Source organism: Phascolarctobacterium succinatutens YIT 12067 (genome assembly GCF_000188175.1).
In the GTDB taxonomy this organism is placed as follows: Bacteria; Bacillota; Negativicutes; order Acidaminococcales; family Acidaminococcaceae; genus Phascolarctobacterium_A; species Phascolarctobacterium_A succinatutens.
The window spans coordinates 1-23,077 of record NZ_GL830864.1 but is presented as its reverse complement, the minus strand read 5'-3'; the positions used below and the strand labels follow the sequence as shown (position 1 = coordinate 23,077).

Here is a 23,077-nt window from a genome sequence, read left to right as displayed (position 1 = left end):
TAAGAAGATGCTAATAAATTTCCTCGTTGACAAATAGCAGTAACAGTAATATAATTTTTCTAATAGCAAACCATTAAGATAGAGGCGCGGAAAGCATGAGTAGGTTGTGGAGCGGGAGCTGAGAAGCATCACAAAAGGGCTAACGCCGAAGTGCAATGGCAGCCGTGTCGTTGTGCTGGGCCGTCAGTGAAAGCTGCCGGACTGTCGCTGCATCTGCAGCGGAGGGCTATCTCGGCTATGGGTGTGAATATTATTTAGCATGCTAACCGTTGAGATAGAATCCAAAGGAAATATCTCAACGGTTGTTTTTATGATTAAGGAGTGAACGACATGATTCGTGTTTTGGTAAATGGTGCGCTGGGCCGTATGGGCAGCGAGGTATGTAAAAAGGTATATAGCGAAGCTGATTTGGAGCTTGTTGGTGCTGTTGATATTAAGGAAGGCACCGTGCCTCTGGGTGACGGCGTTAAGGTAACTACTGACCTGGTTGCTGCGATTGAGGCTGCCAAACCGGACGTTGTTGTTGACTTCACCCGTCCTGATGTTGTTATGGGTAACCTGCGCAAAATGCTGCCGCTTGGCGTGCATGCTGTAGTAGGCACTACAGGCTTCAGCGATGCAGATTTAAAAGAGGTTGATGAGCTGGCACGCAAGCATAACACCAGCCTGCTGATTGCTCCGAACTTTGCGCTTGGTGCAGTTGTTATGATGAAGCTGGCGTGTGAGGCTGCCAAATATTTCCCGCATGTGGAAATTATCGAGAAGCATCACGATAACAAGCTGGATGCTCCCAGCGGTACTGCAATTATCACCGCACAAAAAATTGCTGAGGTGCGCAAGGCTATGCATCAGGGTAATCCTGATGAAAAGGAAACCATGGCAGGTGCGCGCGGTGCGGATTACGAGGGCATGAAGATTCACAGTGTCCGCTTGCCGGGTTACGTTGCTTCCCAGGAGGTTATCTTCGGCGGTCAGGGAGAAACTTTGAAAATCAGCACCGACCCGATTAACCGCGAATGTTACATGCCGGGCGTTGCGCTTGGCTGCCGCAAAATTGTTGATCAAGCAGGCCTGGTATACGGCTTAGATAAATTACTCTAAATAGTGAGGGGGAGAATTTTATGAAAAAGTATAACGTTGCTATTTTAGGCGCTACCGGTGCTGTTGGTACTGAATTTCTGAAGCTTATTGAAGAAAGAAACTTCCCATTTGCAGAACTGCGTCTGCTGGCTTCCAAGCGCAGCGCAGGCAAGCAGATTGAATTTATGGGCAAAACATATACTGTGCAGGAGGCCACCAAGGACTCCTTCGAGGGCATTGATATTGCTTTGTTCGCAGGCGGTAGCGTTTCCAAGGAATTTGCTCCTTACGCTGTGAGAGCCGGTGCCGTTGTTATTGATAACTCCAGCACCTTCCGTATGGACCCCGAAGTGCCGCTGGTTGTGCCGGAGGTTAACCCCGAGGACATCCTGAAGCACAAGGGCATTATTGCCAACCCTAACTGCTCTACCATTATTATGGTTATGGCATTGAAGCCGCTGTATGACCTGGCACGCATTAAACGTATCGTCGTTTCTACCTATCAGGCTGTTTCCGGCGCCGGTAAGGAGGGCATTGACGAGCTCACCGATCAGACCAAGGCTTACAGCGAGGGCCGTGAGATGGAGGCACACATTCTTCCGTCCGCAAGCCTGCCGAAGCATTATCCGATTGCGTTTAACCTGATTCCGCAGATTGATGTTTTCCTTGATAATCTTTACACCAAAGAAGAGATGAAGATGATCAACGAAACCAGAAAAATTATGCATGATGACGAAATGCGCATCACTGCTACTACCGTGCGTGTGCCTGTATACCGCAGCCACAGCGAATCGGTAAACATTGAGTTTGAGCATGATTTGGAGCTGAAGGATATGGCAGCTGCAATCAACGCTTTCCCCGGAATTCAGATGATGGATGATCCGTCCAATCAGATTTATCCGATGCCTTTATATACCTCGGAAAAATATGACTGCTTCGTTGGCCGTCTGCGCCGCGATGAGTCCAATCCGAACACCTTTAACCTGTGGGTAGTAGGCGACCAGATCCGCAAGGGCGCTGCGCTGAACACGCTGCAGATTGCTGAGGTTATGATTAAAAACGGCTGGTTAGAAAAATAATAATGCACCTCTGCGGTGTAAAGACTAAACGGCGTACAGCTTGTACGCCGCAGCCTTTCCGGCATCCGGTACATTTTGCATTTTAATTTAAACAGATGAGGAGCAATTTACATGAAAATCATTGTGCAGAAATTCGGCGGCACCTCCGTCGCGAGTGAGGAAGCCCGCGTTGCAGTTAAAAACAAGGTACAGCAGGCTATCCGCAACGGTTACTCCCCGGTAGTCGTAGTTTCAGCTATGGGACGCAAGGGCGCTCCCTACGCAACCGATACGCTTATCGGCGCACTGAAGGACGTTAACCTTTCCGTTAATGTGCGTGAGATGGATATGATGATGTGCTGCGGCGAAATCATTTCCTCCTGCGTAATGGCGGCAACCCTGCAAAAATTCGGCATTAACGCTATGGCGCTTACCGGCGGCCAGGCAGGTATCATTACCGATTCCCAGTTTGGGGCAGCACGTATCAAAAATATCAATACTTCCAGTCTTATCCGTTTGTTGGAGGCAGGCATCATTCCGGTTGTCTGCGGCTTCCAGGGTATGACGGAAAATAACTATAAATTTACGACCTTGGGTCGCGGCGGCAGCGACACTTCTGCTGCTGCACTGGGCGCTGCACTCAAGGCTGATTTTGTGGAAATCTATACAGACGTTGAGGGCATCATGACTGCTGACCCGCGTATTGTCGAGAAGGCTAATATTCTGCAGCAGATTTCCTATGCTGAGGTTTGCCAGATGGCGCAGAACGGTGCTAAGGTTATTCATCCGCGTGCCGTTGAAATTGCCATGGGCAGCAATATTCCCATGTATGTTAAATCCACCTTCAGCGATGCTCCCGGCACTCTGATTACCAGCGAACGCATCGGTCAGGGTAACGGTGGCGAAATTGCGATTAACGAATCCTGCGCCAGCGGTGTAGCTCATCTTAATGATCTGGCACAATTCCGCATTGACCTGAACCCGCAGGATATTACTGCAGGCCGTAATCTGTTCGAAGATTTGGCGGATGCAGGCATCAGCGTAGGCTGCCTGAACCTGTCGGAGAAGGAAGCAATGTTTGCAGTATTCTCTCCGGACGTAGAGCACACCTGCAAGGTGCTTAATGAAAGCGGCTTTAAATATACGCTGAACGAAGGCTGCGGCAAGGTTTCCGTTGTCGGCAGCGCTATGCGTGGTGTGCCTGGCATTATGGCTACCTTTGTAAGTGCGCTTGCCAGCCATAATATTGCTATTCTGCAGACTGTGGACAGCGATACTACGATTTCCGCGATTGTTAAAGAGGAGCATTTGGTGGAGGCGGTGAAGGCGCTCCACGAGGCCTTCAAGTTATAGTCTGTGTATAAAGCACCGTCTGCGTTGTTGTGTTTCCTCGACGTACTGTTAGTACGCCGTCGTCAACGCGCCTAGCATCCGGCACTTTCTCCACAGCCTGTTAGGGTAAAGAGGAAATAAAGCACCGCCTGCGTTGTTATGTCTCCTCGACGTACGTGAAGTACGTCGTAAAAAATATAAAATCATTTAGATAATAAGCAATATATCATAGAGAATTTTAGTTTCTATTAGTTTTAAGAGGTGGAATTACAATGAAAAAACCGTATTTTGGCAGATTATTAACGGCAATGGTTACGCCGTTCAACGCTGATGGCAGCGTTAATTATGCAGCCGGTGCAGATTTTGCTGACTGGCTGCTGGCTAACGGCAGTGACGGCCTGGTAGTAGAAGGCTCTACCGGTGAAGCTGCAACCATGGACATGGATGAAAAAATTAAATTCATGCAGACCATCGTTGCTCGTGTCAACGGCCGTGCCAAGATTGTTGCCGGTGCAGGCACCAACTGTACTGCCAGCACTATTGATTTGGTTAAGAAAATGGAAGCCTGCGGTGTAGACGGCGTGCTCGTAGTCGGACCGTACTACAACAAACCGACTCAGGAAGGCTATTATCAGCATTTTGCAGCCGTAGCAAAGGCTACTAAGCTGCCGATTATCGTTTATAATGTTCCGGGACGTACCGGCGGCAACATTGCTCCGGAAACTGTTGCACGTCTGGCAGCAGATTTCAGCAACATTGTGGCTATCAAAGAGGCAGCAGGCAATGTAGCACAGACTGCAGAGCTGTATCGTGTACTGCCGGAAGATTTCTCCATTTACAGCGGTGATGACGGCCTGATTCTGCCGTTCATGTCCGTTGGTGCCTGCGGTCTGATTTCCGTTCTGGCCAATGTTAACGGCAACCTGCTGCAGCAATTGATGCAGGCTTACAGCGAAGGTCGCGTTAAGGATGCCGCTGACCTCAACAAGGTTATGGTACCGCTGGCTAAGGCTATGTTCATAGAAAGCAACCCGATTCCTATTAAGGCTGCCGTTACCAAGGTTACCGGTATTGAAGCAGGTGCTCCGCGTCTGCCGCTGACTCCTATCAGCGCTGCCGCTGAGGCTAAGCTTGATGCAGCTTTAAAAGCAGCAGGCATGATAAGATGAGCAAGCTAGTAGTAATTATCCAGTGTGATACGGTGCAGCAGCGTTGTTGCGGCTACAACTGTACGCACGCTTTTTACAGTCGCGAGGGTAAGTTTGCCGGTTATCCAGAGGATACGCATTACATGAGCTTCACCTGCGGTGGCTGCTCCGGCGGTGCGCTGACGGTTAAGCTGGAGAACCTGGCGAAGCGCCTGCGCCGCTTTAAAGAGGATGGACAAGAGATTTGCGTGCATCTTTCTACCTGCATGGTATCGGATAATTCGCATAAGCCGCCTTGCCCGCATCTTGATTACATCCAAAAGATTTTAGCGAAGAAGAAGCTTACCAATATTGTTCATGGTACCTACGTTTCCAAAACGGCAACCAGACGCCGTGAGGAAGGTATCTACAAGGATTTTGCATAAGCTTTGTATAAGCAAATGAAAACACCCTGCGTATTGCCGTTGGCAGTGCGTAGGGTGTTTTATATTGCGTATAAGGAGCTAATTTCTCTGTTTGGCCTGCCTTGTTCAGATACAGCGATTGAAAAAACAGAATCTTATCATATACATTTTTAGCACTTATTTTTTATACATTTTATGCATACGGATTGTATAAAATGTGTTATAATAAGAAGATAATAATGTATAACTGTCTTCATTACGCTGTCGCGCTTTTGCCGGCACGTAAGCGAGCAGGAGGTGCCGGATATGGAAGAAAAAAATATAAAGGACACTATCAGGGCCAAGGCTGCAGAAGCCGCTGAAGCTGCTGCCGAAGCAGCGGAAACACAGGACAAGGAAGAATATGGTGATATACGTATTGCCGACGAGGTTATCTGTATCGTTGCCAGCCTGGCGGCGCAGGAGGTGCCGGGAGTTGTAGGCATGAGCGGTGGCCTGACAGATGGCATTAACCGCTTCTTGGGCAAGGAGAACGCTTCTAAGGGCGTACATTTGCATTTTGAAGGCAAGACGGTAAATGCCAGTGTGTATATTGTTATTGAATACGGCTGCTGCATTCCGGAGATTGCTTTGGAGGTGCAGGAAAAGGTTAAAGATGCCATTGAGGCTATGACCGGTTACGAGGTGCAGTTTGTCGATGTCAATGTCGAAGGCGTGGCCAAGAGGCGTGAAAGCGAGCTGGAAAAGGAAAGCTCATCTGATGTAGATATGGCAGAGATTTTGCAGGCGCAGGCTAAGCGTGCGGAAGCAACGGAGGCCAATTCCTTTGAGCAGCAGTTGGTTAATCTCCATGATAACCATGATTTTGAGCTGCCGCCGGAGGAAGACATGGATGAAAAGCATAGGAAGTTTTTAGAGGAGGATTAACTGTTATGGGTATTGCGGATAGAATTATCCTGACGCTGTATACGATATTGATGACGGTAGCTTCAGTGCTGACGCTGCTGTGCAGCCTGGGCGTTTTCTCTGATACAGGTATGGTAGCGTTTATCAGCCATATCCCGGGCAACTGGGTTTATGCTGTCGGCGGTGTGATTATGCTGCTGGTGAGCGTACGCCTGCTGATCACCGGCCTGGGACTGACTGGCGTAAGCTCGCTGAAGCTGAGTGACAGCGATAAGGGCAAGGTGCTTGTAGGCAAGGGCGCATTAGAGGATTATATTGCTGTTCTGTCGCAGGAAATATACGGCATCCATCATGTAAAGGTTATTGTGAAGTTGGAGGATCAATGCATTGATGTACGCATTAATGCTTCGATTGAACCCGGCATAAATATTCCGGAAACCTCCGGTGAGATTAAGACCAACGTCCGTGAAACCATCAAAAAGGTTACTGGCATTGAGGTTAAGGAAATAGAGCTGTTCTTCAAACAGATTAAAGCAAAGGAAGAATAGGAGGCAGAAGCTATGTTTAACGATATTCTTAATGATATCTGGAATAATTATCGCGGCCGTCTGCTTTGCTCGGTGTTTGGCCTGTTTATTGGCGTGGTTGTGCTGTGGCTGGGATTTTTTCAGGCACTGTTTCTGATGATCTGCATCGGCTTGGGCTTTTTTATCGGCAACAAGCTGGATAAGAAAGAGGATTTGCTGGAGTGGTTGGATAGGTTGTTGCCTCCCGGCTATCACAGATAACGGCGGTGGCGGCAAAAGATAAGGCACCATCTGCCTAATCTGAATACATCATCATACAAGATATTTATTAAAATTTTTTATACAAGGAGAGTGTGCAAATGATTCGTAGACTTGCAAGAGAGGTTGCCTTACAGGCGTTATTCCAAATAGACTTTACCGGTAATGAGGTAGAACAGGCTGTTGACGCAGCTTTAGATGAGCACGAGGAGCTGCATCCGGAGGCTGCGGTAGACAAGGCTTTGGACCAGCATAAGGAGCTGGGGGCAGCAAGTGCCAGAAACTATGTTAAGAAGTATTCTATGGTGCTTGTTAACGGTGTTGTAGAAAACAAAGAAGCTATTGATGCGACTTTGAACAGCTGTGCAACCGACTGGACAGTAGAGCGTATGCCTGCTACCGACAGAAATATCCTGCGCGTAGCAGTTTTTGAAATGCGCCATGAAAAGCCTGCCCTGGCTGCAGGTGTTGCTATCAATGAGGCAGTGGAGATTGCCAAGGCTTATGGAACCGAAGAATCTCCGCGCTTTATTAACGGTGTTTTAGGTAAGCTGGCAAGAAAATGAGCCAAAAGGTTTATTTAGGCATTGATACCAGCTGTTATACTACCTCTGCCGCTCTTTTGGCGGAGGATGGCAGCCTGCTTGCCGAGGCCAGACAGATTTTAAGCGTTAAGCCGGGACGCTGCGGCCTGCAGCAGTCCGAGATGGTTTTTCAGCATACACGCAATCTGCCGCGCTTGGTGGAGGAGGTGTTTGCCGACAAGGACTGCACCTTGGCAGCGATTGGTGTCAGCGGTTATCCGCGTCCGCTTGCGGACTCCTATATGCCGGCGTTTCTTGCCGGCATGAGCGTTGCTCGCAGCCTGGCGGCTGCCTATAAGGTGCCGTTGGAGGTCATCAGCCACCAGGAAAATCATTTGGAGGCCGGTCTTTGGTCGGCAGGCGGTCCGCAGGCGGAGCGCTTTTTGCTGCTGCATGCCAGCGGCGGTACTACCGATTTGCTGCTGTGCGAACGCCGTGAAGACAGCCGTTATAACCTGACGCAGGTTGGCGGCAGCCTCGATTTGCACGCCGGTCAGTTTGTTGACCGCATCGGTGTGGCGTTGGGACTGCAGTTTCCGACAGGTCCGGCACTGGAGCAGCTTGCAGAACAGGCGGAGAAACCGCTGGAGCTGCCGGTGTCCGTGCGTAAGCTGGATGTGAGCTTATCGGGACCTGCAACTGCCGCTATGCGCAAGCTGGAGGCGGGGGCAAATGCTGCCTCTCTGGCCTTGGGTGTGGAGCATACGCTGGCGGAAACCTTTGCCCGTCTGCTGCGCAACGGTGCAGCGGCATATGGTGTGCGAGATGTTATTTTGGTTGGCGGCGTCGGCTCCAACAAGTACATCCGCAAGCATGTTGAAGAAAAGCTGGCGAAGCGCCGTGTGCGCCTGTGGGTGCCTGAAGGTCGCTTCAGCTGTGATAATGCCAGTGGCTGTGCCGCTGTTGCCTGGAGATTACATAAGAAAAATGACTGAAGCTGTTTATTCGGTAAGCGAAATAAATAATTTCATAAAGCATATACTGGAGCAGGAGCCGGAGCTGCGTAATCTGCAGGTTGTCGGTGAAATCTCTAATTTTAAGCGATATCCTTCAGGTCATTGCTATTTTACTTTGAAGGATGCTGGTGCGGTGCTCAAATGCGTAATGTTCCGCAGTAAGGCTGTTAATCTGCGCTTTCAGCCGCAGAACGGCGATACTGTTGTTGCCGTAGGGCGCTTGGCAGTCTATGAACGCGACGGCGTTTATCAGCTGTATACCGATTTACTGCTGCAGCAGGGCGTGGGCGATTTGATGCAGGCTTACGAAAAGCTCAAGCAGAAGCTGGAGCGTGCAGGCCTGTTTGCGCCTGAGCGTAAACAGCAGCTGCCGCTGCATCCGCGTACCGTGGGAATTATTACCTCTCCTGCAGGTGCCGCTGTGCGTGATGTCATAACAGTGTCACGAAGGAGAAATCAGGGCATAAAGCTTTTGCTTTATCCTGTCAAGGTGCAGGGTGAGGGAGCTGCGGCGGAAATTGCTGCAGCGATTGAATTCTTTAACCGTAAAAAACTGGCCGATGTTCTGATAGTAGGACGTGGCGGCGGTTCTATCGAGGATTTGTGGGCCTTTAACGAAGAAATTACCGTAAGAGCGGTGGCTGCCTCCAAAATTCCGGTAGTCAGCGCCGTAGGTCATGAAACAGATTTTACGCTGTGCGATTTTGCTGCCGACGTGAGGGCTGCGACACCGTCGCAGGCCGCGGAACTGGTGGTGGCTGATGTTGAAGGCTACAAGCAGCGCGTTGTCTATCTGGAGCAGCGTGCGCGCAGTCTGTTGTCGGCTTTGCTTACGCAGCAGCAGCGCAGATTGGACAACTTAGTTAATTCGTGGGCGTTGCGTGACCCGGAAAGGCTTTTTGCCGACCAGGCGCAGCGTCTTGATACTGCTTCGCGCAGACTGCGTGAGGCCTTAGAGCTGCATCTGCAGCAGGATGAGCATAAGCTGGCGCTGGCGGCGGCAAGACTGGATAGCCTCAGTCCGCTGGCTGTTTTGGGACGAGGCTATTCAGTGAGCCAAAAATCCGATTATACGCTGGTAAGCAGTGTTGATGACCTCAGATGGGGCGACGAGCTGCTGACAACAGTAGCAGATGGTGTGATAACCTCAGTTGTGCAGCAGGTAGAAAGGCGGTAAAGGATGGCAACGAAAAAGATTGCAAAGAACATTAAGTTTGAAGATGCCTTAAGCGAGCTGGAAGCACAGGTACAGCTTCTGGAAAGCGGCGAGCTGCCTTTGGACAAGGCTCTGGAGGTGTTTAAATACGGTGTGGAGCTGAGCCGTGTCTGCAGCAGCAGACTGGAAACAGTGAAGCAGGAGGTTGATAAAATCGTTGTTACCGACAGTAACGACGTTGGCTATAAATTAGAAACATTCCAGGATTTGGAGGTAAAATAATGGATTTTAAAGCTTATTATGCTAACCAGCAAAAACTGGTAGAAAACTATTTGAAGAACAGAATTGCCAAAAAGGGTATTTCCAAGGTAGATGAAGCTATGGAATACAGCCTGATGGCAGGCGGTAAACGCATTCGTCCGATTCTGCTGATGGCTGCGGCAGAGGCTGTGGGCAGTAAGGGCTACAATTATTTGCCCGTGGCTTGCGGTCTGGAAATGATTCACACCTATTCTCTGATTCACGATGACCTGCCGTGCATGGATGACGATGATTATCGCCGCGGCCGTCTGACCAATCATAAGGTTTTTGGTGAAGCTATGGCAGTGCTTGCCGGTGACGGCCTGCTCACTTTGGCATTTGAGGTAATGCTGGAACAGAAGAATGTTGATCCTAAAGTTTTGATTGAAACTGTACGCGAAATGGCTATGTGTGCCGGTAACTTCGGTATGGTTGGCGGCCAGGGCCTTGATTTGGAATTTGAAGGCAAAAAGATTACGCCGGAGGAGCTGCGCAAACTGCATGCGGGCAAGACCGGTGCGCTTTTTATTGCTGCTATTCGCGGCGGTGCGCATCTGGCCGGTGCTAATGACCAGCAGCTTTTGGCTCTTACCAAATTTGCTGATTTGCTGGGACTTGCCTTCCAGATTACCGACGATATCCTTGATGTCGAAGGTACTGAGGAGGAGCTTGGCAAGCCGGTAGGCAGCGATGCCAAGAACCACAAATCTACTTATGTAACACTGTACGGCCTGCAGGCAGCACACGAGTTGGCAGAAAAGACTGTGGCAGAGGCTTTGGAATGTCTGGAAATGTTTGGCGAGAACGCAGAGCCGTTACGTGAAATTACTCGCCTGATGACTGACAGAAAGAAGTAATTATGGCAGAGAATAAATTTTTAGATAAAATTAATTCACCGGCTGATGTCAAAAAGCTTTCCGTGCCGCAGCTGGAGCAGCTGGCTAAGGAAATCAGACAGCTTTTAATCAGCGTTATTTCGCACACCGGCGGCCATTTGGCGCCGAATCTGGGCGTGGTAGAGCTGACTTTGGCCTTGCATAAGGTTTTCAATACGCCGGAAGATAAGATTATATTCGACGTAGGTCACCAGGCCTATATCCATAAAATTATCACCGGACGCAGGGAGCAATTTCCTACGCTGCGTCAATACGGCGGTCTTTCCGGCTTTCCTAAGCGCAGCGAAAGCGAGCATGATGCCTTCGGTACCGGTCATTCCAGTACATCTATTTCCGCTGCTCTGGGCATGGCCTGCGCCCGCGACCTGCAGGGTGAGGATTATAATGTCGTAGCCGTTATCGGCGACGGCTCCATGACCGGCGGTATGGCTTTTGAGGCGTTGAACAACGCCGGTATGCTGCATAAGAATATGATTGTCGTGCTCAACGATAACGAAATGTCTATTTCCAAAAACGTGGGTGCGATGAGCGAATATCTTTACCAGCTGCGTACAGGCGAAACCTATAACAAAATTAAAAATGATATTGAGGGCTGGCTCAAAAATATGGAATTCGGCAGTGATGTGCTGAAGGCTATCCGCCGCCTGAAGGGCAGCGTAAAATACCTGATGGTGCCGACCTCTATTTTTGAAGAGCTTGGCTTTACTTATTTGGGACCGGTTGACGGACATGATCTGGATGGCCTGCTGGATGTGCTGCAGGCTGCAAAAAAGATTGACGGACCGGTTATGGTACATGTGCTGACGAAAAAGGGCAAGGGCTATAAGCCTGCCGAGGAAAGCCCCAATAAGTTCCACGGTACAGGCCCCTTTGATATTGCTACCGGCAAAAAGATTACTAATCCGAATGCACCCGTAAGTTATACCGAGGTTTTTGGTAAAACTTTGACTAAACTGGCTGATATCGACGATAAAATCGTGGGTATTACTGCTGCGATGCCTGACGGCACCGGCTTGAATATTTTTGCCGAGGCGCATAAGGATCATTTCTTTGATGTTGGTATTGCCGAGCAGCATGCGGTTACTGCGGCTGCAGGCATGGCTGCTGCCGGAATGAAGCCTGTGGCGGCAATTTATTCTACCTTCATGCAGCGTGCTTATGACTCCATCATGCACGATATCTGCATGCAGAAGCTGCACGTAACGCTGTGTCTGGACCGTGCCGGTCTTGTGGGTGATGACGGCTATACGCATCATGGCGTTTTTGACTACGCTTATCTGCGCAGCATTCCTAACATGACCATTATGGCGCCGAAGGATGAGAATGAACTGCAGCACATGCTGAAAACAGCGCTTGATTTTGACGGACCTGTTTCCGTGCGCTATCCGCGCGGCAGCGGTGTGGGCGTTGCGCTGGATACGCAGTGGCAGGATTTGCCGATTGGTAAGGCAGAGGTGCTGCGTACAGGCAAGGATGTCTGCTTCTGGGCGATTGGCAGCATGGTGCAGACTGCTCTTGATGCAGCGGAGCTGCTGGAAGCGCAGGGAATCAGCGCAGGTGTTGTGAATATGCGTTTTGCCAAACCGCTGGATGTTGAACTCTTGCGTGAGCATGCGCAAAGCTACGGAAAGATTATTACTCTGGAAGAAGGCGTACTGGCAGGCGGTGTCGGCAGCGCAATTCTGGAAGAGCTTAATGAAAATAAATTGCTGGAGCAGTGTGAAGTACGTTGCTTCGGCATTCCTGACGAATTTGTTATGCATGGCGACAAAAAGCTGCTGTTCCGTGATTTGGGACTGGATACGCCAACCATTGCTGCCAAGGCTGCAGCATTTGTAAAGGGTGAAGAAGAGTGAAAAAAGAAAGACTTGATGTTCTGTTAGTTAACCGCGGTATGTTTGAAAGCCGTGCCAAGGCGCAGGCTGCGGTTATGGCAGGACAGGTATTGGTCAATGAACAGAAAATAGATAAACCGGGGACACCGGTAGCACCGGAGGTTACTATCCGTCTGCTGGGCAATAAGCTGCCCTATGTAAGCCGCGGCGGCCTGAAGCTGGAGAAGGCTTTGCAGATTTTCCCCATCAGCGTAGAAGGCAAGGTTGTTGCCGATATCGGTGCTTCTACCGGCGGTTTCACCGACTGTGCGCTGCAGAATGGTGCGGCGAAGGTTTATGCGATAGACGTGGGCTATGGTCAGCTGGCGTGGAAGCTGCGCAACGATGAGCGCGTAGTGAACATGGAGCGTACCAACGTGCGTTATCTGGAAGCAGACAGCCTGCCCGAGCAGGTTGATGCTGCTACCATCGACGTAGCTTTTATTTCGCTGGATAAAATTTTGCCTGCGGTCCATAAAATTCTCAAGCCTGAAGGCTTTGTAGTGGCTTTAATCAAGCCGCAGTTTGAAGCAGGCAAGGAAAATGTCGGCAAGAAGGGCGTTGTACGTGATGCTGCCGTGCATGAGCAGGTTATCAATAACGTTATCAGTTTCGCCAAGAGCGAAGGCTTCGGTATTGCCGGTCTGGATTTTTCTCCTATCAAGGGACCTGAGGGTAACATTGAATATTTGCTGCACCTGACGCTGGGTGACGACGATGCCGTAAGCAGCGAGCAGGTAGCACAGCTTGTAGGCCGCAGTCATGGCGACTTAGATAAGAAAGCAGAAAAGACAGAGGCATGAGATGCAAAAGAAACGTTTAGGGATTTTTCCCAATCTGGGTAAAGAAAACGTCCGTATCGCTCTGCCGGAATTTGTTCAGCTCTGCAAGGACTGGGGACTTGAACCGGTGCTGCCTGAGGAGGTGGCGCAGCAGTATGGCGTGAGCAGCTACAATAAAAGTGAGCCGCAAACGCTGAAAACACTGGACTATGGTGTTAGTCTCGGCGGTGACGGTACACTGCTGCAGATGGCGCGTCACCTTGCGCCACTTGATGTGCCTGCGTTCGGTATCAACTTTGGCAAGCTGGGATTTTTGGCAGAGATTGATTTGCAGGGTATGTATAAGGCTATCAGCCGTCTGGCACAGGGCAACTATACGCTGGAAAGCCGCAGTCTGCTGCAGGCCAGAGTTATCTGCGGCGATAAGCTGCTTGCTACGGCGCATGCGCTCAACGATTTAGTTCTGGCTAAGGGCATGTTCAGCAAGCTGGCGCATATGATGCTTTTTATTAACGGACGTTTATCCGGTAAATATGCGGCAGATGGTCTGATTATCGCAACGGCAACCGGTTCTACGGCATATTCTCTCTCAGCAGGCGGACCGCTTGTTATGCCGGAGCTTGATGTCAGCGTCATTACTCCTGTCTGCGCACATTCGCTGACGAACAGAGCGCTTGTTATTCCTATGTCGGAAACAATAGAGCTCAGGCCGATTCCAGGCAGTGAGGAAATGCTGCTTTCGGCTGACGGCGAAAATGTTATAGAGGTGCCTAACGATACCAGTGTGCATATCGCCAAATCGCCTTATGAGATGAAGTTTGTAAGACTTACGCGACGCGATTATTATCAGACTTGGCAACAAAAATTAATGCGCAATTTATAGGCGGCGCACGATAATGCACCATATACTTCATCAGGGCCCTCGACGTAGCAGTAGTACGCCATCGTCGCCCTTCTTCGTCTCCGGTGCCTTCTCGTGTGCCGTGACGTAAACGAAGGATAGATGTACAGGGCGTAGCGGCGCATGATAAGGCACCGTATACGTCATCCATAAATAAATACGTAAGGCATTACTATAAATCATAACCTTTATAGAAGTATCATGATTATAGGAAAGTACGACATAGAAATATTTTGCTTTTAGAGGTGATTGACTATGAAAATGACCAGACACGCTAAAATTAAAGAGATTATTGACAACAATAAAATTGAAACGCAGGAGGATTTGGCTTCCGCTTTACGTCATCAGGGCATTGATGTTACGCAGGCTACGGTTTCGCGTGATATCAAGGAACTGATGCTGGTCAAGGTGCCGGATGCCAACGGACATTATCACTATGCTTATCCGAAGGAGCACAGCTCGATGCTGACCATGGAGCGTCTGGAGCGTACCTTCAACGATTCTATCGTAAGTGTACGTGCTTCCGACAGCATGGTGGTAATCCGCACGCTGCCGGGCACAGCGCAGGCTGTTGCCTTTGCCGTAGACTACATGAAATGGCCGGAGATTCTTGGTTCTATTGCCGGTGATGACACCGTTTTCATTGCTCTGCCAAATAAAGAAGCTGTAATCACTCTGCTGGAACGCTTCAAGAATTACAGATAAGCGAGGCAAGGGATTATGCTGCAATCATTGCATGTTCACAATTTTGCACTATTAGAGGACGCGCATGCTGATTTTACCCCCGGCTTCAATGTTTTTACAGGCGAAACCGGTGCCGGTAAATCTATTCTGATAGATGCCTTTGGCATGGTGCTTGGCGGGCGCTCTTCTGCCGATTATGTGCGCAGCGGTACTGACGGACTGTGGGTGCAGGCTGTTTTTGACGTGAGCGGTCAGCAGGAGATTAAAGCGCTGCTGGCGGAGCACGGTCTGGAGCCGGAGGAGGATTTATTTCTGAAGCGTCAGATAAGTGCTGCGGGCAAGAGCCGCGCTTATATCAACGGCGTGCAGGTGCCTTTGGCTGTGCTGAAGGCTATCGGTGCGCGTTTGGTGGATATTCACGGCCAGCACGAGAACCAGGCCTTGCTGAAGCCGGATGCGCCGCTGCATCTGACAGATGCTTTTGGCGGTTCGAAGCTGGCGCAGGCACTGCAGGAGTATAAGCAGCTTTACAGCGAGTATACTGCTGCGGTAAAGCATTTGAGCAATTTGGAGCAGGAAAATGAGCAGCAGGATTTGCTGCTGGATCGTTACGCCTGGGAAATCAAGGAGATTTCGGACGCTGCCTTGAAGCCTGGTGAGGAAGATGGCCTGGAGGCGGAGGCACGCCTGCTGCAGAACAGTGAGCGCATTATGAAGGCTGTTGACAGCTCTTATCAGCAGCTTGATGAGGAGGACGCGATTCTTTCGCGTCTGGCGCGAGTGCGCGACCAGCTGCAGTATGCGGCACGCTACGACAGCCGTCTGGCGCCGTTGGCAGAGTGTGCTGACAGTGCCTGGATCAGCTTGGACGATTGCCGCACGGAGCTGAGCGAATATATGGCAGGCAGTGAGTTTAACGGTGAGCGTGCAGCGCAGGTACAGCAGCGCCTTGATATTATTTACCGTCTGCAGAAGAAGTACGGCGGCAGTACACAGTCGGCGTTGGAATATCTGCAGCAGACGCAGGAAAAGCTGGAACAGCTGCAACAGATTGCAAAGCTCTTAGAGCAGGCGCAGAAGGCGGTAGCGGAAGCGGTTGTGCGTTTGGGACGTGCTGCCGCAGTGCTGACGCAGTTGCGTGAAGCCAGCGCCAAGGCGTTGGCGCAGCGTATTACGCAGCATATCCGCGATTTGGCGATGCCTAACGGTGTGCTGCAGATAAAGTGCGGTCAGCTGGATAAGTTTATGCCGCTGGGCCGTGATGAGCTGAAATTTATTTTCAGTGCGAATATGGGCGAACCGCTGAATGACCTGGAAAAGGTAGCGAGCGGCGGCGAGCTGAGCCGTATTGCTTTGGCGGTTAAGACTGTGCTGATGAACAGCGGCGATGTTGCTACGATGGTATTCGACGAGATTGATACCGGTGTCGGTGGCGTTACGGCGCAGAAGATGGCGGAAAAAATTGCTGCTATTTCCGGTGTCGGCCAGGTGCTGTGTATTACACATCTGCCGCAGATTGCTGCCTTTGCGGATAATCATATTCATATTGAGAAGCAAAGTACTGACGGACGCACGGTAACGCAGCTGACAACGCTTGATTATAACGGACGTCTGCAGGAGCTGGTGCGCATGACGGCAGGCGCAACTGCCAGCAGGGCAGCCTTTGAAAGTGCTACCGAGCTGCTGCAGGGTGCGGAGCAGATAAAAAGCAGCTTGAAGCAACTGCAGGAGAAATGAGGTAAGATAATGCTGAAAAAATTTCATGAGGCGGCTTTAGATGAAATATATGTACCTGGAAGCAATGAGGAGGTCTTTAGCGGCCGCCTGCTGAAGGTGCAGCGTGACCACGTAACGCTACCGAACGGTAATGATACAACGCGTGAATATATCCGTCATCCGGGCGCAGTGGCGATTGTACCAGTGCTGGCTGACGGAAGCGTGGTGCTGGTAAAGCAGTGCCGTTATCCGCTTGGTACATTGCTGTGGGAGATTCCGGCAGGCAAGCTTGACCATGGTCCGGATGAGGATCCTGCGGAGTGCGCGAAGCGTGAGCTGAGCGAGGAAACAGGCTATGACGCAGAGCATTGGCAGCAGCTGATCAGCATTGCGACTACGCCGGGATTTTCTGATGAGATTATCCATTTATATAAGGCCTGGGGACTGCAAAAGTTTGCTCAGCATACCGATGAGGACGAATTCATCGGCGTGCAGGCCTTTACTCCTGCAGAGCTGCGTCGCATGGTTGCCGACGGCGAGCTGTATGATGCCAAAACCCTGTGCGCTCTTTATGCTGCTAAGGTAATTTGAAAAAGTCAATCACAATAGTTATTTGAGGCTGCTGAGAAGGCAGCCTCTTTTTTCGTGCCGTAGCTTGTCAAGCTGGCGCTACTTCTTTATAATAGAAAGTAAGTGTTTAATAAATTTCTATGAGGGAGCAGATGATACAGATGAAAAAGATGCAATATGTGGTTGCTTCGCTGCTAGCGGCAAGCGTTTTTACAACTGCTGCTGAGGCTGCCAATTTTAATAATGAAGTAAAAACCCAGCAGGGTGTTGTTGCCGGTGCTTATGACGACAAGCATCAGGTAGTACAATGGCTGGGTGTTCCGTATGCGCAGCAGCCGACGGGCGCTGACCGCTGGCGTGAGGCGCAGCAGGCTAAAAAGCATAAGGGAATTTTGGACTGCACCAAGGCTGCACCGGCGAATATCCAATACAACGGCAAAAAGGTGCTTGGGCAGGAGGGCATGCTGACGTTGGATATTGTGCGCCCGGATACGCAGGAAAAGAATCTGCCGGTACTGGTTTATATTCACGGCGGCAATAATCAGGCCAGCAACAGCCATCTGATGGAGGGCAACAGGCTGGCGCAGGAAGGCAACATGGTTTATGTTTCCGTACAGTATCGCCTGGGACTTTTTGGCTTTAATAATCTGCCTGCTCTGGCAGATGGTAACAAGAAGGAACAGAGCGGTAACTTCGGCTTCCTTGACCAGGCTGCAGCCTTGGACTGGGTACGCGAAAATATCAAGGAGTTCGGTGGTGACGCCAAGAATATTACTGTTTCCGGTTTTTCCGCCGGTGGACGTGATGTTATGGCGATGCTGATTTCGCCTGTTTTCAAAAATAAATTTGATAAGGCTATTTCCTTCAGCGGCGGTCTGACTGTTGCCGATGCTGCCAAGAGTCAAAAAACTATCGCGCAGAAATTAGCACCGATGGTGGTAGAGGATGGTAAGCAGAATAACCTGATTAACGCCGAAAACTGGCTGCTTAGTGACAACGGCAAGGATAAAAAGGCTGTGCGTCAATATCTGCAGGCAATACCGGCAGAGCGTCTGGCGCCGGTGATGGCAGGCGCTGTCATCCGCATGAGCGCATTTCCGCATCTTTACGGCGATGGAGAGGTGCTGCCGATAGAAGGCTTTGCTACGAAGCATTACTACAGCGTACCGCTGCTGATGCTGGCAAGTGCTGACGAGTTCAGCTCCTTTGCTGCACGTGATCCTTTCTTTAAGGATCGTCTTGGCTTAATCAACAACGATTATAAGACTACGAGTGAATTTAAATTTGCCAATAAATACGGCAGTGCTTTGTATGGCTTCTTCAACGGCCAGCAGTCTGCCGAGGTTTTGTATCCGCATTATAAGGCAGATATGTATGTCTGCAGCTTTGCCTTTGCTCATACTGCTGACGTTGTCGGCAAGGAATATATGGTGCGTAACGGTGCGTTGCATGGCATCTTCCAGCCCTTCCTGACGGATCAGGGCTACGGCTATACCAAAAATACCGATGCCTTTGAGCAGGCAGGCTCCAAGGAACTGAGCAAAGCATTTATTGATTCGATTGCAGCCTTTGTGCGTACCGGTAATCCTAATACTTCGGCTTTGGGAACAACGTGGCAGGCATGGAATCCCACCTACCGTCCGGAACTTGTATGGGATGCCAACCGTCAGCATGCACGCATCAGCAGTATCAACAGTAGAGTAAGCTATGCCGGTATTTTGGCAGAGATGGCTAATGACAAGAGCATCAATGAGCAAAGCAAAAATTATATCATTCATAATGTGCTGAACGGACGCTGGTTCAGTGACGAGCTGGATGCTCAATACGGCAATCCCAGCCTGTGGCCTAAATAAGCAGTTTTATAAGGAGCTGATTGATAATGACAGAAGAAAAAAATACTACTCCGCTTCATGGCAGCAATGTTGCAAGAGAGCAGATTCCGACAGCCTGCAAATGGCATATAAGCGATATATATGCCGGTGAAAATGATTGGCAGGCGGCCTGCGAAGAATATAAGAGCAAGCTGCCGCAGCTGCAGGCTATGCAGGGCCAACTGAATACTGCAGCCGCAGTCTGTGCAGCCTTAAAGCTGCAGGAAGAGTTGGCAAAGCTGCTGGATAAGATTTACGCTTACGCACGCTTGCAGCAGGATGCGGATAATACGGACCAGAAGCTGCAGGCGCTCGCAGGCGAGGCTGAAGGTATGGCGGCAGCCTTCAGTAACGCTAATGCTTTTGTAGAGCCGGAAATGCTGGCCTTAGGTAAGGAAAAACTGCTGCAAATGCTGGACGAAGAGCCTGCATTGGCAGAATACCGTTTTTATATTGAAAATATGGTTCGTTTATCAGACCATGTTTTGTCTGCAGATAAAGAGGCTGTTTTTGCGCAAAGCCATTTGGCAACAGGCACGGCGGCAGCGGCCTTCCGCGCACTTGTGAGTGCCGATATGCAGTTCCCGGAGATTACCGACGGCCAGGGCAATAAGGCAAACGTCAGCGAAGGCTGCTATCTGCTGAATATGACATCGCCTGACCGTGTGCTGCGTAAAAATTCCTTTACCGGCCTGATGAATACCTATCATCAATACCGCAATACCCTGGCAGCAACGCTCACAGGCTCTGCGCGCACCGGATATTTTTATGCTACCGTGCATAACTATAAAGATACACTGGAAGCAGCGTTGGCAGAGGATAATATTCCGTCCAGTCTTTACGACGGACTGATTGATACCGTGCATGATAATTTTGCACCGCTGCATGAATACATCCAATTAAAGAAGGATGTACTTGGAGTAGATGAATTCCATTACTATGATATGTATATGCCTATTTCCACCGCAGGCGATAGCTTTGCCTGCAGCTTCCCGGAGGCCTGCGCTAAGGTTGAGGAGGCACTGGCACCGTTGGGCAAGGAATATCTGACGGCACTCCACAAAGGCATGACCGAAGGCTGGATTGACGTTTACGAAAACAAGGGCAAGCGCTCCGGTGCATATTCCTGGGGCGTGTACGGCGTGCATCCCTTTGTGCTGCTCAATTATCAGGCGCGCTACAACAGCATTTCTACCATCGCGCACGAAATGGGCCATGCTATGCACAGCTATTTCAGCAGCCAGGCACAGAGCTACGTTAATTCGGAATATACGATTTTCTGCGCTGAGGTTGCGTCCACGACGAACGAAAACCTGCTCTTGGAGCATACCTTGAAGCATGCTACGGCGGAGCAGAAGATTTATCTTTTGAATCAGTTTTTGGAGGCAGTGCGCACAACAGTCTACAGACAGGTGCAGTTTGCGGAATTCGAAAGATATATTCACGGCGAGATCACAGCAGGCCGTTCACTGCAGGCCGAAAAGCTGGAGGAATACTGGCTGCAGAGCAACAGGGATTACTATGGCCCGGCGCTGACTGTGGACAAGGAACTGGCAAGCGAATGGTCACGCATACCGCACTTCTACACGCCGTTTTATGTGTACAAGTACGCAACAGGCTACAGTGCAGCGACCGCCTTCGCCAGCGCAATTTTAAGCGGCGAAGCGGGAGCAGTGGAAAAATATCTGGGCTTCCTGCATGCGGGCGGTAGCGATTATTCTCTGAACATCCTGAAGAACGCCGGCGTGGATCTGAATACGCCGCAGCCTGTAACCGTAACTTTGCAGAAGTTTGCTGCTAAGCTCAAGGAGCTGAAGGCACTGTTGGGAAAGTAATCCTCTCTATAAGAATTTTTAAATAAGGCTATTGACAAAGCTTTAAGAAACGAGTATAATTACTATTGTTCCGAGTGATTGGAACTTATGCCGAAGTGGCGGAATTGGCAGACGCACTTGACTCAAAATCAAGCGGGTTCACGCTCGTGCCGGTTCGAGTCCGGCCTTCGGCACCAGTAAATTTAGGCTCTACAATTTCGGTTGTAGAGCTTTTTCTGTATTTGTGGTTAAAAATTTGAGGAGCAAGGAAATGCAAGTAGTATTAAGCGCAATTAACAGTAAATATATTCATACGGGTCTTGGCCTGCGCTACGTCGGCGAATATGCCAAAACGCAGGGACATGAGGTAACACTGATAGAAGAAACTATTAACACGCCTATTTTGGCGGTGCTGGAAAAAATCATGGCAGTGCCGGCGCAGGTTTACGGATTTTCGGTACATATTTGGAACAAGCCGTTCGTATTTAAGCTGATCCGTATGTTGCGCAAGCTGCGTCCGCAGGCTGCAATCGTGATTGGTGGACCTGAGGTAGCATTCGATGCGGAGAGAATTTTTGCGGAACTGCCGCAGGCAGACTATATCGTGCAGGGTGAGGGCGAGCTGGTATTCAGCGAGCTGCTGCAGTATTTGGCTGGCGGTGGCGCTGTCTCTCAGCATATTGCGTATCGCGAAGGGGAGCAGGTGAACCTGAACGGAGGCATTACTGTAATAGAAGATATGTCCCTGCTGCCGTTTCCGTATCCTGATCTGGAAAAAATGCTGGCAGAGCATAAAATAGTTTATTACGAATGCACGCGTGGCTGTCCTTTTAATTGCGCTTACTGTCTGTCCAGCATTTCGCGCTCTGTGCGCAAGCGTCCGCTGGAGCTGGTGCTGCGCGATTTGGACCGCTTTATCGCTGCAGGTGTGCCGTTGGTGAAGTTTGTCGACCGTACCTATAATTTGGACGAAAAATACTTTCTGCCGATGATGCAGCATCTGGCGCAGGCTGATACAAATGCTACCTTTCACTTTGAAATTAAGGCCGATATACTGTCAGAGCGCGTTATGGATTTCCTGGCGACGGTGCCTAAGGGACGTTTCCAACTGGAAATCGGCATTCAAAGCACGCATCAGCCTACATTAAAGGCCATCAACAGGCAGGATAACTGGGAGAAGCTGGCAGCAAATGTCAAACGTCTGCTGTCCTTCGGTAATATGCATATCCATGTTGATTTGATTGCCGGCCTGCCTTATGAGGATTTGCCGACCTTTGCTAAATCCTTTGATGATGTTTACGGTTTGGGTGCGGATATGCTGCAGCTGGGCTTTTTAAAGGTTCTGCCTGGTACGCAGATGCGCAGGGAAACAGAGCAGCATGATTTGCGTTATATGGACGAACCGCCTTATGAGATTTTGGCGACTAAGTATATGCCATATGAGGATATGCTGTATTTGAAGCACTTGGATAATATTCTGGACCAGACGGCCAACAGCGGTGGCTTTAAGTATACGCTGAGGGCATTGCTGCGTGCTTCCGGTATGACGGCATTTGCTTTTTATAAACAGCTGACGCAGTGGTGGGTGAAGGCAGGCTTCTATCCGCAGACGCATAATGATAAGGGTGTCGCAGCTATCTTAAAGCAGTTTATAGAAGAAAACTATGTAGAGCAGCAAACGGAATTGCTGGAGATTCTGCGTTTTGACGTATTCTGCGAGATACCGCAATGGCGTCCGGAGTGGCTGAAGTGGCAGACGGAGGCAATTTATGAGGTAGTTTCTGCTTTTTGGCGTGATGAGGAAAAGGTGCGTCGATATATTCCTGCATATAAATTCAGCAGCTGGCGACAAATCCATAAGTTGTATCCGATTGAATTATTTAAAGCAGACTGGGAAACCGGTAATGCAGAAGAAATTTTTGTGATGTTGGATAACAGCGGCGAGCAGCAGAAGCTGATTAAGCTGCCAATTGAAGTAAAATAGAATAGTATTAGTACAATAAAAAACGAGCTGGCGAGAGAAAAAATTCTTGAGTCAGCTCGTTTTTTTGGAGAAATATACGCAGATTTTACCGTTTTTCGGTAGAAATTTTAACTTTTTTTGAGATTTTTTTGAAGAAATTTTAGGTGCTTTAAAGCGTGTATACATGATACTTCTTTTGAATACAGAGCCACGTGTTTCACGAAAAAATGTTAAAAAGTAACAAAAAAGATGTTGACATAATGCAGGTCACATGGTATTATATACAAGTCGACGCGA

22 protein-coding genes, 1 tRNA gene and 1 riboswitch are annotated in these 23,077 nt (G+C 49.7%); all 23 genes read left to right on the top strand.

Annotated features, from left to right (window positions below; translation table 11 throughout):
• Nucleotides 1–71: 71 nt before the first annotated feature.
• Nucleotides 72–237, top strand: a riboswitch (Lysine riboswitch).
• Between the two features lie 93 nt (nucleotides 238–330).
• Nucleotides 331–1,101, top strand: coding sequence for a 4-hydroxy-tetrahydrodipicolinate reductase (dapB, locus tag HMPREF9443_RS03000; RefSeq protein ID WP_009145031.1), 771 nt, complete (start codon nucleotides 331–333; stop codon nucleotides 1,099–1,101).
• A gap of 20 nt (nucleotides 1,102–1,121) precedes the next feature.
• Nucleotides 1,122–2,159: an aspartate-semialdehyde dehydrogenase gene (locus tag HMPREF9443_RS02995; protein WP_009145030.1), complete on the top strand. Its 1,038-nt coding sequence runs from the start codon at nucleotides 1,122–1,124 to the stop codon at nucleotides 2,157–2,159.
• 111 nt (nucleotides 2,160–2,270) lie between these two features.
• On the top strand, nucleotides 2,271–3,491 hold the full coding sequence (gene dapG, locus HMPREF9443_RS02990; RefSeq protein ID WP_009145029.1) for an aspartate kinase: 1,221 nt from the start codon (nucleotides 2,271–2,273) through the stop codon (nucleotides 3,489–3,491).
• Nucleotides 3,492–3,742: 251 nt separating this feature from the next.
• Nucleotides 3,743–4,639 (top strand): 4-hydroxy-tetrahydrodipicolinate synthase, encoded by an 897-nt coding sequence (gene dapA / locus HMPREF9443_RS02985; RefSeq protein WP_009145028.1) that lies wholly within the window; start codon nucleotides 3,743–3,745, stop codon nucleotides 4,637–4,639.
• A complete protein-coding gene (locus HMPREF9443_RS02980; RefSeq protein WP_009145027.1) occupies nucleotides 4,636–5,043 on the top strand; it encodes a CGGC domain-containing protein in 408 nt (135 codons plus the stop codon). The genes dapA and HMPREF9443_RS02980 overlap by 4 nt, the downstream gene beginning before the upstream one ends.
• A gap of 285 nt (nucleotides 5,044–5,328) precedes the next feature.
• A complete protein-coding gene (locus HMPREF9443_RS02975; protein WP_009145025.1) occupies nucleotides 5,329–5,949 on the top strand; it encodes an Asp23/Gls24 family envelope stress response protein in 621 nt (206 codons plus the stop codon).
• 5 nt (nucleotides 5,950–5,954) lie between these two features.
• Complete coding sequence (amaP, locus tag HMPREF9443_RS02970) at nucleotides 5,955–6,476, top strand: alkaline shock response membrane anchor protein AmaP (protein WP_009145024.1); 522 nt, start codon at nucleotides 5,955–5,957, stop codon at nucleotides 6,474–6,476.
• 12 nt (nucleotides 6,477–6,488) lie between these two features.
• Complete coding sequence (locus tag HMPREF9443_RS02965; protein WP_009145023.1) at nucleotides 6,489–6,716, top strand: DUF2273 domain-containing protein; 228 nt, start codon at nucleotides 6,489–6,491, stop codon at nucleotides 6,714–6,716.
• A 98-nt stretch (nucleotides 6,717–6,814) separates the two neighbouring features.
• Nucleotides 6,815–7,279 (top strand): transcription antitermination factor NusB, encoded by a 465-nt coding sequence (gene nusB, locus HMPREF9443_RS02960; RefSeq protein WP_009145022.1) that lies wholly within the window; start codon nucleotides 6,815–6,817, stop codon nucleotides 7,277–7,279.
• Nucleotides 7,276–8,232: a Kae1-like domain-containing protein gene (locus HMPREF9443_RS02955; RefSeq protein WP_009145021.1), complete on the top strand. Its 957-nt coding sequence runs from the start codon at nucleotides 7,276–7,278 to the stop codon at nucleotides 8,230–8,232. The genes nusB and HMPREF9443_RS02955 overlap by 4 nt, the downstream gene beginning before the upstream one ends.
• Nucleotides 8,225–9,430 carry an exodeoxyribonuclease VII large subunit gene (gene xseA / locus HMPREF9443_RS02950; protein ID WP_009145020.1) on the top strand — a complete coding sequence of 402 codons (1,206 nt, stop codon included), beginning with the start codon at nucleotides 8,225–8,227 and terminating at the stop codon, nucleotides 9,428–9,430. The genes HMPREF9443_RS02955 and xseA overlap by 8 nt, the downstream gene beginning before the upstream one ends.
• A gap of 3 nt (nucleotides 9,431–9,433) precedes the next feature.
• Nucleotides 9,434–9,691, top strand: a complete 258-nt coding sequence (gene xseB / locus HMPREF9443_RS02945; RefSeq protein WP_009145019.1) for an exodeoxyribonuclease VII small subunit — start codon at nucleotides 9,434–9,436, stop codon at nucleotides 9,689–9,691.
• Nucleotides 9,691–10,566: a polyprenyl synthetase family protein gene (locus HMPREF9443_RS02940; RefSeq protein ID WP_009145018.1), complete on the top strand. Its 876-nt coding sequence runs from the start codon at nucleotides 9,691–9,693 to the stop codon at nucleotides 10,564–10,566. The genes xseB and HMPREF9443_RS02940 overlap by 1 nt, the downstream gene beginning before the upstream one ends.
• A 2-nt stretch (nucleotides 10,567–10,568) precedes the next feature.
• Nucleotides 10,569–12,461 carry a 1-deoxy-D-xylulose-5-phosphate synthase gene (gene dxs / locus HMPREF9443_RS02935; RefSeq protein ID WP_009145017.1) on the top strand — a complete coding sequence of 631 codons (1,893 nt, stop codon included), beginning with the start codon at nucleotides 10,569–10,571 and terminating at the stop codon, nucleotides 12,459–12,461.
• Nucleotides 12,458–13,282 (top strand): TlyA family RNA methyltransferase, encoded by an 825-nt coding sequence (locus HMPREF9443_RS02930; RefSeq protein ID WP_009145016.1) that lies wholly within the window; start codon nucleotides 12,458–12,460, stop codon nucleotides 13,280–13,282. The genes dxs and HMPREF9443_RS02930 overlap by 4 nt, the downstream gene beginning before the upstream one ends.
• A gap of 1 nt (nucleotide 13,283) precedes the next feature.
• Nucleotides 13,284–14,144: an NAD(+)/NADH kinase gene (locus tag HMPREF9443_RS02925; RefSeq protein WP_009145015.1), complete on the top strand. Its 861-nt coding sequence runs from the start codon at nucleotides 13,284–13,286 to the stop codon at nucleotides 14,142–14,144.
• A gap of 273 nt (nucleotides 14,145–14,417) precedes the next feature.
• Nucleotides 14,418–14,867: an arginine repressor gene (gene argR / locus HMPREF9443_RS02920; protein ID WP_009145014.1), complete on the top strand. Its 450-nt coding sequence runs from the start codon at nucleotides 14,418–14,420 to the stop codon at nucleotides 14,865–14,867.
• Nucleotides 14,868–14,882: 15 nt separating this feature from the next.
• Nucleotides 14,883–16,583 carry a DNA repair protein RecN gene (gene recN / locus HMPREF9443_RS02915; RefSeq protein ID WP_009145013.1) on the top strand — a complete coding sequence of 567 codons (1,701 nt, stop codon included), beginning with the start codon at nucleotides 14,883–14,885 and terminating at the stop codon, nucleotides 16,581–16,583.
• A 9-nt stretch (nucleotides 16,584–16,592) separates the two neighbouring features.
• Nucleotides 16,593–17,153: an NUDIX domain-containing protein gene (locus HMPREF9443_RS02910; RefSeq protein ID WP_009145012.1), complete on the top strand. Its 561-nt coding sequence runs from the start codon at nucleotides 16,593–16,595 to the stop codon at nucleotides 17,151–17,153.
• Nucleotides 17,154–17,293: 140 nt separating this feature from the next.
• A complete protein-coding gene (locus tag HMPREF9443_RS02905; protein ID WP_040564919.1) occupies nucleotides 17,294–18,985 on the top strand; it encodes a carboxylesterase family protein in 1,692 nt (563 codons plus the stop codon).
• Nucleotides 18,986–19,011: 26 nt separating this feature from the next.
• On the top strand, nucleotides 19,012–20,838 hold the full coding sequence (gene pepF, locus HMPREF9443_RS02900; RefSeq protein WP_009145010.1) for an oligoendopeptidase F: 1,827 nt from the start codon (nucleotides 19,012–19,014) through the stop codon (nucleotides 20,836–20,838).
• Between the two features lie 89 nt (nucleotides 20,839–20,927).
• Nucleotides 20,928–21,014: transfer RNA gene (locus HMPREF9443_RS02895), tRNA-Leu, on the top strand.
• Nucleotides 21,015–21,088: 74 nt separating this feature from the next.
• On the top strand, nucleotides 21,089–22,801 hold the full coding sequence (locus HMPREF9443_RS02890) for a B12-binding domain-containing radical SAM protein (protein WP_009145009.1): 1,713 nt from the start codon (nucleotides 21,089–21,091) through the stop codon (nucleotides 22,799–22,801).
• Nucleotides 22,802–23,077 lie beyond the last annotated feature (276 nt).